Origin of the sequence: Pseudomonas sp. NPDC087598, from assembly GCF_044743525.1 — a bacterium.
Lineage (GTDB): Bacteria > Pseudomonadota > Gammaproteobacteria > Pseudomonadales > Pseudomonadaceae > Aquipseudomonas.
Map to the genome: position 1 here is coordinate 30,053 of NZ_JBIUWQ010000060.1, position 9,768 is coordinate 39,820.

Annotated in this window: 6 protein-coding genes and 1 pseudogene; all 7 read right to left on the reverse strand. The window is 60.6% G+C overall.

Annotated elements, in window-relative coordinates:
- Position 1: 1 nt before the first annotated feature.
- On the reverse strand, positions 2–1,150 hold the full coding sequence (locus tag ACIOWE_RS24915) for an efflux RND transporter periplasmic adaptor subunit (protein WP_401397030.1): 1,149 nt from the start codon (positions 1,148–1,150) through the stop codon (positions 2–4).
- A gap of 282 nt (positions 1,151–1,432) precedes the next feature.
- Complete coding sequence (locus ACIOWE_RS24920) at positions 1,433–2,533, reverse strand: DUF1513 domain-containing protein (protein ID WP_401397033.1); 1,101 nt, start codon at positions 2,531–2,533, stop codon at positions 1,433–1,435.
- A gap of 14 nt (positions 2,534–2,547) precedes the next feature.
- Positions 2,548–3,612 carry an imelysin family protein gene (locus tag ACIOWE_RS24925; protein WP_401397036.1) on the reverse strand — a complete coding sequence of 355 codons (1,065 nt, stop codon included), beginning with the start codon at positions 3,610–3,612 and terminating at the stop codon, positions 2,548–2,550.
- A 26-nt stretch (positions 3,613–3,638) separates the two neighbouring features.
- Positions 3,639–5,066, reverse strand: coding sequence for a di-heme oxidoredictase family protein (locus ACIOWE_RS24930; protein ID WP_401397039.1), 1,428 nt, complete (start codon positions 5,064–5,066; stop codon positions 3,639–3,641).
- 317 nt (positions 5,067–5,383) lie between these two features.
- A complete protein-coding gene (locus ACIOWE_RS24935; RefSeq protein WP_201236997.1) occupies positions 5,384–6,730 on the reverse strand; it encodes an imelysin family protein in 1,347 nt (448 codons plus the stop codon).
- 193 nt (positions 6,731–6,923) lie between these two features.
- Positions 6,924–8,975: a bifunctional diguanylate cyclase/phosphodiesterase gene (locus tag ACIOWE_RS24940; protein WP_201236998.1), complete on the reverse strand. Its 2,052-nt coding sequence runs from the start codon at positions 8,973–8,975 to the stop codon at positions 6,924–6,926.
- Positions 8,976–9,411: 436 nt separating this feature from the next.
- Positions 9,412–9,609, reverse strand: a pseudogene (locus ACIOWE_RS24945) (superoxide dismutase); the annotation flags it as partial.
- Between the last annotated feature and the right edge of the window lie 159 nt (positions 9,610–9,768).

Genomic DNA, 9,768 nt, shown 5'->3' on the forward strand with positions numbered 1-9,768 from the left:
ATCAGGCGGCGCGGGGCGGACTGTTCTGCTCGCCGAGGGTCTTGTCGTCGCTGATGGCAATGTGGGCGCCGTTGTCCAGTTTGATCTGGCCGGCCGTCACCACTGTTTCGCCGCTCTGCACGCCCTTGTTGATCATCACCAGGCCATCGCGGCGCTCACCTGTTTCGATGAAGCGCCGCTCGGCGATCAGCACCGGTTGGCCCTTGTCGTCTTTTTCGACGCTGCCGTCCTCGGCTTTCTTCTGCCCGACCACGTACAGCGAATTGCCGTAGAGGGTGTAGGTGATCGCGCTTTCCGGCACCACCACATGCAGTTGCGGATCCGGCAGCAGCACGTCGAGGCTGGCGAACATGCCCGGCAGCAGTTTGCCGTCAGGGTTGGCGAGGGTGGCGCGCACCAGAATGTTGCGTGTGGTGCTTTCGACGATGGGATTGATCGCACTGATCTTGCCGGCGAAATTCTGCTTGGGATACGCGGCGACTGTGATCTGAACCGGTTGGCCGATGGCGAGTTTCGGCACCGATTGTTCAGGCAGGTAAAAGTCGGCGTAGAGGCTGCTCAGGTCCTGCAACGTAGCGATTTTGGTGCCGCTGGCGAGATAGTCGCCGACGTCGACCTGACGGATGCCGATGGTGCCGCTGAATGGCGCGAGGATGCGTTTTTTCGCCAGTGAGGCATTGAGCTGATTGACTGTGGCCCGGTTCTTTTGCAGAACGGCGGAGAGCCGGTCGTACTCGCCTTTGGAGATGGCGCGGCTGTCGACCAGCTGGGCTCCACGGCCGAAGTCCAGTTGCGCCAGGCCAAGGTCAGCCTTGGCGGTTTCCAGCAGGGCCGTTTCGACGGCACTGTCGAGTTGCAGCAACGGTTGCCCGGCCTTGACCTTCTGTCCTGATTCGAACTTGAGCTCGGTGACGGTGCCGGCGACTTCCAGACTCAGCTCGACGCCTTGCAGTGCCTTGAGCGTACCGACGGTGGGCAAACGCATCTGCCACGGGCGCTCGGTGGCATTGGCCACGGCAACGCTGATCGGCGGTTTCGGTTTGGAAAAGCCCTGGATCATCGTATAGATCGAAAAGGCTTTGTACCCGCCCAGCACCAGGACGATCAGCAACACAACACCCAACATGATCAGCATGCGGCGACGCAGCATATTTCCAGTTCCTTGGATAAATCAGGTGAGACAGGCGGGCACATTACTCCGAGTGCAGGGGGTATTCCAACTGGCAGTTATTACAGGGGAGGATGGAGTGAAGAAGTCTGAACACAAAACCTGTGGTGAGGGGATTCATCCCCGATGGGTGGCGAAGCCACCCCAAAACCTGCAACCGCGGTCTGTCAATTGAACCGTGTGCGATGGTTTTGCGACTGCTGCGCAGCCGATCGGGGATAAATCCCCTCGCCACAGGTTATGAGTCGTACTCAGAACAGGTGGTTATGCCATCAAATGCAGATGGTTGTCCCAGAGCCCCGCCGGCAGTTCCAGCGGCTTGGCGAGCAGTTCATCCTGACGGCAATCGTAGTAGCGGCAGCGGCCCTGACCGGAGGTCACGACAAAACCATCCTGCACCGCACCGACACCGGCGCAATCGGCCAGCGGTGCATCGAGGCGCACTTCGCCGCTGTCCAGATCCCAGATGAAGAAACGGTTGCCACGCGGTGCCGTCAGCGCCACCAGACGCAGATCGCTGTGCACCGCCACACTCGCGGTGTAATGCCCCATCGACTGCAACTGATGCTCCGGCACCGGAAACGCCACGAACGGTTGACCCGGACGCTTGATCGCCAGCAATTCGGAACGTTCGTGGGACGCGCCCATGAACTGCTGACCGGCGACGATGGTGCCGTCGCTGGCAATCCCCAGATGGCGCACGCTGTTCATCTGCTGGGCGAGAGTTTCCTTGCTCAGCAAGGTGCCGTCGCGCTGCATCAGCACCAGGCTCGGCTCCATGGCGTTGAGGTTCATGTCGACGCGGCTTTCCGCTTCGGTACGAATCCCGCCGTTGGCCACCACCAGCGTCTCGCCATCGGGCATCCATGACACCTGATGCGGGCCGAGACCGTGAGTGGAAATCTCGCCCGTGTGCACCAGCCGTTCGCCTTCGAACTTGTACACGCCGAGCAAACCACGACCGGGGTCGGTCGTATCGTTTTCGGTGGCGTACAGGTACTCGCCATCCTTGTGAATCACCGCGTGGCCATAGAAATGCCGGTTCGGCTGCGACGTCACGGTCTGCAACAACGTGCCGTCACGCAGGTCGATCAGGTAGCTCTCGGTGCCCGGCCGGCGGGCGACGAACAGCGCAATCGACAGCGTCGGGTGGTTGATGATGTCGTGACAGCGCTGGCCGACTTCGGTGGCGAACACCCGCGTGCCGTCCAGACGATAACCGACGGCGTAGTGCTTGCCGTCGCTATCGTCGCGCGCTGACAGCAACAGCGGGCTCTGATCCTTGCGTTTGAACAGCGTCCAGCCGCCCAGCGTCACTGCTCCCAGCAGCAAACTACCTAAAGTCAGAGCCTGGCGTCGCAGCATGGCACTTGCCCTCATCAGTCACCGTCGTTGGCGTTGAAGCCCAGTTGAATGCCCAGCGCCTTGGCCAGTTCGCCTTCGTGCAGGCGATGGACGACGTTGAGGCTGTCGTAGATGTCGTTGAGTTGCTGGCGACCGGCGTCGTCTTCGAGCATTTCGCCAAGCGAACGCTGAGTGCTGTCGAACAGTTTCAACGAGGCGGCATAAGCGGCATCGATCTTGTCGGCCAGCGGTTTTTGCTCAGCCGGCAACAGACCGCGCAGGCCTTTGTTGTCGACGCCCTCCCAAACGGTTTTGGCAGCGGCAAGGCTGGCTTCCAGTGCGGTCAGCGACGACTGGCTGCGCCATGCATCGGCCTGGAACGGCTGCGGCACACCCTTGCTCTGGCGGCCCATAGGCGTGCCGAGCTTTTTCTTCAGGGTGTCCAGTGCGGTGACCTGTACCCGCAGCAGATCGGCGATCGCTTCGTGGGAATCCGCGTAGCGCTGGTTAGGGAATTTGCTCATTTGCGCGAGCATGCCATCGCTGTTGTTCCAGCTCTGCAGAATCTCCTCGGCCAGTTGCTTCTGACGTTCGCCGATGGCGATCAGCAGCGGGCAGTATTTGGCTTTCTGTTCGGCGTTGGCGACATCAGGCTTGGCATCGAAGAGGATGTATTCGTAAGCCGACAGGCCCTGAACCACCACGCTGGATTTGGCCAGAGCAGCAGCATCGATCTGCGGCTGGGCGATGACCAGTTGCTCGACCTGACGGCCGACGAGGTTTTTCTTGTCCGGCCAGAACTGCACCTGCCACGAACGGTTGCCCTCGGCCAGCGGGCCGATCAGCAACGGTTGCAACTCGGCCCAGGCTTTCTGCGCGTGCAGGAAGTCGGCGCGGGCGGTTTCCAGGTTTTCTTTGCCCTGGCAGTAGGCGAGGGCGCTGACGGCCAGTTGCTTGTCGGCCTCGACCCAACGGGTGTAGGTCGGCAGGATCACCGATTTGGCGATGGCCGCCGAAGTGACCGCTTGCGGGTCCTGCGGTGAGCAGGCGCCGAGGGCGAGCGCGGCAAGGCTGGTGAACAACAACTTGGGACGGAACATGTCGGGCTCCCGATTCTTTTAAGTATTTAAAGTGAGTTCAGAAACGCCAGCAGCGCGGCACGCTGCTCGGCATTGAAAGCTAAAACCTGTTGCTGCGCAGCTGCAGCTTCGCCGCCGTGCCAGAGCACCGCTTCGAGCAGATTGCGTGCGCGGCCGTCATGCAAAAACTGGGTGTGACCGCTGACTGCTTGTGTCAGGCCGATCCCCCACAACGGCGGGGTGCGCCAGTCGCGGCCGGAGGCCTGAAATTCCGTACGGTTGTCGGCCAGACCGTCACCCATGTCGTGCAGCAGCAGATCGCTGTACGGGCGAATCACTTGATTGGCCAGTTCAGGTTCGGCCGCGTTGGCGGCGGTGGTGTATTTCGGTGTGTGACACGATTGGCAGCCGGCCTGGAAAAACAGGTTCTTGCCGGCCAGCACTTGTTCATCGTTAACGCCTCGGCGCGCGGGCACGGCGAGGTTACGGCTGTAGAACAGCACCAGACGCAAAATGTTGTCGCTGACTTCCGGTTCGCCGTCCGGGCCATTGCCGTTCGGTGCCTGCTTGCAGGCGATTTGCGCGTCGGTGCAGTCATCGAACGGTCTCAGGCTGGTCGTGAGGCCCATATCACCAGAAAACGCGTGAACATTTTGTTGATTGAGGTTCGGTTGCCCGGCTTTCCAGCCAAACCGACCGATCACGGTTTGCTGCAAGGCGTCATCCCAGACCCGATTCGGCCGGCCGTTGATGCCGTTTTTGTCTTTGGCCTGTGCGGCGGCGTTGGCGAGGATTGCCTCTTCGGGGATCGCTTCGAGCAAACCGAGGCCGATCATTGGCGGGGCGACACGGGCCGAGAAACGCGTGTCCGGGTGCATCGGTCCGTAGCCCAGTTGCGTGATCTGTAACACCGGTTTGCGCAGTTCGACTTCAGTGCCGTCCTTGAAACGGATCGGCACCGGCGTGTAGTCGACGCGCACCTTGCCTTCCGGAACGACGCCGGGCACGGCCATGTCCTGGAACTGCCCGCCGTAGACAGGCTCTGGCACAACACCCACTTGTTCGATGAGTTTGGCGAATTCCGGTGCATCGGGAATCGACAGGCGCACCAGCATCGATACGGCGTTGGCCGCGTCCAGCGTTGGCGGATGACCGCGACCATCCTTGATATGGCAGTTCTGGCAGGCGTTGGTGTTGAACAGCGGGCCGAGGCCATCGCGAGCCGTGGTGGTCGACGGCGCGATCACCCACGGGCTGCGGAAAAAGCTGTTGCCGACGCTGAAATCCACCCGACGTGAGGGCGGCAGGTTGGCAGAGGGCAGGGAGAATGCGTTCTGATCGGTCTTGCGCACGGTCGCCGCGCCCCCCGAGCGTGCTTCACCGGGCTCGGCCTTGGTGAAGCGCGGGGCGTCATCGCAGGCACTCAGGCTCAGGGCCAGAAACAGTGCGGACAAGCGAAGAGGCAGCGAGGGCATCAGACATCCTGCGGACGGGCAAATTTGAAGGCGCAAAGTCTAACAGGGCGAGGGGGTTTGAATAAGAGGAATTATCGTTTGCTTGATATGGAGCAAGCCTTGAAGCTCATGCAAACCCTGTGGGAGCGAGCCTGCTCGCGAATGCGGTGTCTGCCGCGCTGACGATGTTGCGCCAGATGACGCCTTCGCGAGCAGGCTCGCTCCCACAGGGATTGGTGGTGCACCTGATATCGATCACACCATGGAGCAGGCTTTGTGTCGGGCAGGTATGAAAAAGGCGACCCGAAGGTCGCCTTTTTCTGACGCGGACGCTGTGATCAGAACTCGTGATCAGCGTTGTCCGGGTTCAGGTCGCTGATGCCCAGTTTGCCGGCAGCGGCTTCGATCGAACCGGTCTGCTTGACCAGCGAGGCGATGGCGTCGCGAACGATCTGGTTGCCAGCGGTGTTGCCGGCAGCGATCAACTGGTCGTAGTGCTCACCCTTGTTGGCGTGATCGACCATGACCTGGATCTTCGCTTCGGTCGCGGCCAGATCGGCTTTCAATGCGGTGTCGGCCGCCGGGTCAGCCTTGGCCACCAGCGACGACAGGCTGGCGCCGGTCATTTTGGTGCCGTCGGTGCGGGTGTACTCGCCCAGGTAAACGTTACGGATGCCTTTGGCATCGTAGAAGTGCGAGTTGTGGGTGTTGTCGCTGAAGCAATCCTGCTCGTCTTCAGGGGAGTTGGCTTCCAGGGAAACCTTCATGCGCTCGCCCGCCAGTTCGCCCAGGGACAGGCTGCCCATGCCGAAGAGCATTTTGCGCAGACCGGTTTCGCCGGGCTCGGCTTCCAGGGTGGCGCGGTAGTTGTCAGCCACGTTCGGCTTCCAGTTACCGACCATTTCTTCCAGGTCGCTGACCAGCAATTGGGTCACGGCTTTCAGGTAGGCACGACGACGGTCGTTGTGGCCGCCAGTGGCGCCGGCGCCTTCCAGGTAGTCGGAAGCAGGACGGTTGCCGGCGCCTGGGCCTGTGCCGTTCAGATCCTGGCCCCACAGGAGGAATTCGATGGCGTGGTAGCCAGTGGCGACGTTGGCTTCGGAACCGCCCAGCTCGTTGAGGCTGGCGAGTTTTTCCGGGGTGATGTCTTTGACGTCGACCTTGTCTTCGCCGACCTGTACTTCGGTGTTGGCGATAATGTTGGCGGTGGCGCCCGGGTTACCCAGTGCGTGCTCGTAGGATTTGTCGACGTAGTCGATCAGACCCTCGTCCAGTGGCCAGGCGTTAACCTGACCTTCCCAATCGTCGATGATGGTGTTGCCGAAGCGGAACACTTCGCTCTGCAGGTAAGGCACGCGAGCGGCAACCCAGGCAGCCTTGGCGGCTTTCAGGGTGTCGGCGTTCGGCTTGGCGAGGAATGCGTCGACGGCAGTTTGCAGGGTTTTCGCGGTGGATTCGGCATCGCTGTAAACGGCGAAGACCATGTCGGCGTAGTGCGCGACCACTGCCTTGGCAGCGGCTTCGTCGACTTTACCGGCAGCAGCTGGCGCGGCCGCAGGAGCGGCGGTGCTGGCGGCTGGAGTCGGCGTGGCCGGGGCGGCAGCCTTGTCTTTGCCTTCGCCGCAACCGGCGAGGGAAATAGCGATGGCCAGCAGACTGGCGGTAGCCAGAGGCATACGAATCATGGCGAACATCCTGCTTCGGTAATTGAATGGACTCACGCGGGGTGCGCAAAACTGCGACATAATGCAAATCTTTCGCATTATGTGTAAAGGGTTGTGGCTGGAAATATTTCTTATTTGCGCAGGTGTTGGTGCAGATCAAAAGACCGCAGCCTGCGGGGATTGTGGTGAATCCATCGGCTACGATCGTGGGTCTTTATAAAATGGCCGCATTACTCCGCTGCGCCTGCTTGAGATAGACGCTCAACTCCCGCGCCGGCAGCGGTTTGCTGTAGTGGTAACCCTGACCTTCGTGGCAACCCTCGGAGATGATGTAGCTCTCCTGTTCAGCGGTCTCCACACCCTCGGCAATCACTTGCATGCCGAGACTCTTGCCCAGTTGAATGATCGCGCGAACGATGGTCGCATCGTCGTCGTCATCCAGCAGATCCTGGACGAAGCTCTTGTCGATCTTGATCTTGTCCAGCGGCAGGCTTTTCAGATAGCTGAGTGATGAATAACCGGTGCCGAAATCGTCGATGGCGATCAGCGCGCCGGAGCGGCGCAGGCTCAGTAAATGCTGGGCGGCGGTACTGATGTCTTCCATCAGGCCGGTTTCGGTCACTTCCAGTTCCAGACTGCGCGGCGGCAGGCGGTACATCTGCAGCAGGTTGTTGACCACCCGTGGCAGTTCGGCGTGGTGCAGTTGCACGGTCGACAGATTGACGGCCATGCGCAGATCGATGAAGCCCTGATCGTGCCACTCGCGCAATTGCTTGCAGGCCTGATCGAGCACCCATTCGCCGATGGCGATGATCGTGCCGTTCTGCTCGGCCAGTGGAATGAAAAGATCCGGCGGCACCAGACCGTGTTCCGGATGCTGCCAGCGAATCAGCGCCTCGACGCCGACCACGCGATGGTCGCGGTAACTGATCTGCGGCTGATAAACCAGATAGAACTGATCGCGCAGCAACGCATCGCGCAGGTCTTTCTCCAATTCACGACGGCGACGCATCTCGCTGTCGACGCTGGCGATGTAGAACTGATAGCGATTGCGTGAGCGAGTCTTGGCCAGCGTCATGGTCTGCTCGGCTTTCTGCAACAGCTTCTCGGTGCTGTCGCCATCCTCCGGGAACAGGGTGATGCCGATGGTCGCGCGCAGACGGATTTCCTGATGGTCGAGAGCGAATGGCGCCTCCAGGTCATCGAGAATGCTTTGCGCCAGTTCCGCCGCTTCGTAAGGCTGTTCGATATCGGCCTGGACCAGCGCGAACTGGTCGCCACCGAGACGGGCGAGGGCGCCGAGGCGGCCGCTGTGGCCGCGCAAGCGATCGGCCAGTGCCAGCAACAATTGGTCGCCGGTCTGGTAACTGAACTGCTCGTTGATGCCTTTGAAATCATCCAGACCTACACACAGCACCGCGACCCGGCGTTGCAGCTTGCCGGCGTCCACCAGAATTTTGTCCAGTTGCTGCTGCAGTTGCTGACGGTTCGGCAGGCCGGTGAGGAAGTCGTATTGGGCCATGCGCAGCAGGCTGTTTTCCGCTTCGTGGCGCAGATGGGTGTTGCGTTCGATGGATTCGAGCAACTGGTTGGCGGTGTTGATCCAGATCCCCAGTTCGTTCTTTTCGTGGCCTTTGAGCTGCGGAATCTTGTGTTCGCTGGGGCGATCCGGGTTGATCTCGGTCAGGTGCTCGATGATCCGCGACAGCGGTTTGGTCAACAGCCAGTGATAGACCAGATACAGCACCAATCCCATCGCCAGAGCGCGAAGTACACCGGAAATGAAAATGATCACCGAACTGACGATAAAACTCTCGCCATAGGTGGCGGTATCGAGGGTGATGCTCAGGTCGCCGTAATACTCGCTGTAGGGGCCGCGACCCACCAGTTGTGTGGTGAAGGTGCGCTCCTGACCCAGAATCAGATCGGTCAGCCAGCGGCTGTTGGAATGCTGCAGGTCGCGGGATTTCTGCGCGAGCATGGCTTCATTGGGATGTCCGATGGACGCCTGGCGCACCGCGTCGTCCTGGAACAGGCCTTCGATCACTTGCATGCCCATCTCCCGGTCAAGGCTGTAGACGGCCTGAGTGGAGGGATCACGGAACATGTCGAGGATGCGCTCAGCGTCGTTGGCTACGGCCTGACGGGTTTTATAAGCGTCGAAAACAATCTGCGCACAGCTCAAGACCACGCCGACGATCAATGCCGACAGGAGCACGACCCGGAGCAACTTCACCGACAAGCTGTTCTTGAGTTCCAGCTTCAAAGGGTTATTCCTTGTTCCGTGCGGGTAGCGTCAGTTTGCCATGAGTATTGGCAATCCCGTGTTGGCAGTCAAAGGGACAATCAGGCCGCAGAGAATTCGCCTGTGGCCTTGGCCAAAATGCTGCTGTCTGGAGTATTAGCCCTATTTGTACTATGTCGGTAGTTTCGGTCCTCAACTTGAGCGCTGCGAGACAAATTTTCCTCTGTTTGATGTTAGCCCTCTGCGGCACGGCGGCAAGCTGCGTAAGGCTGCTTTTAATGTGTGATAAACGCCATCCAACCGTAGGAGCTGCCGCAGGCTGCGATCTTTTGATCTTGTTCTTCCCGATCAACGTCAAAAGATCGTCCAATCGCGGCCCGAACCTTCGGCAACTCCTGCATGAATCAAAGGCATAAAAAAACCCGGCATAAGCCGGGTTTTTTGTCTGGCGCGCAGCTTAAGCGGTGAAGGTTTTGCCTTCGAACTGCTCAGCGACGAACTTCCAGTTGACCAGGTTCCAGAACGCTTCGACATACTTTGGACGAACGTTGCGGTAGTCGATGTAGTAAGCGTGTTCCCAGACGTCGCAGGTCAGCAGCGGGGTGTCGCCGCTGGTCAGCGGGTTGCCGGCGCCGATGGTGCTGGCCAGAGCCAGCACCATCGCCGCGGGGGGGCCGGGTGGGGGGGGCGCCCCGGGGGGGCCGCTCCGCGCCCCAAGTGGTGGGGGCGGCTGAACCCCCCCCCGCCACACCGCCCCCCCGCCACAGGGGTCGGTGTTAACCTGCAAGGCATTCTCTCTGCCAGGAGCGCCGAC

What these genes read in the sequence shown, in the direction of transcription:
- ACIOWE_RS24915 (WP_401397030.1), bottom strand. Translation starts at nt 1,150, where the DNA reads ATGCTGCGTCGCCGCATGCTGATCATGTTGGGTGTTGTGTTGCTGATC.
- ACIOWE_RS24920 (WP_401397033.1), bottom strand. Translation starts at nt 2,533, where the DNA reads ATGCTGCGACGCCAGGCTCTGACTTTAGGTAGTTTGCTGCTGGGAGCA.
- ACIOWE_RS24925 (WP_401397036.1), bottom strand. Translation starts at nt 3,612, where the DNA reads ATGTTCCGTCCCAAGTTGTTGTTCACCAGCCTTGCCGCGCTCGCCCTC.
- ACIOWE_RS24935 (WP_201236997.1), bottom strand. Translation starts at nt 6,730, where the DNA reads ATGATTCGTATGCCTCTGGCTACCGCCAGTCTGCTGGCCATCGCTATT.
- ACIOWE_RS24930 (WP_401397039.1), bottom strand. Translation starts at nt 5,066, where the DNA reads ATGCCCTCGCTGCCTCTTCGCTTGTCCGCACTGTTTCTGGCCCTGAGC.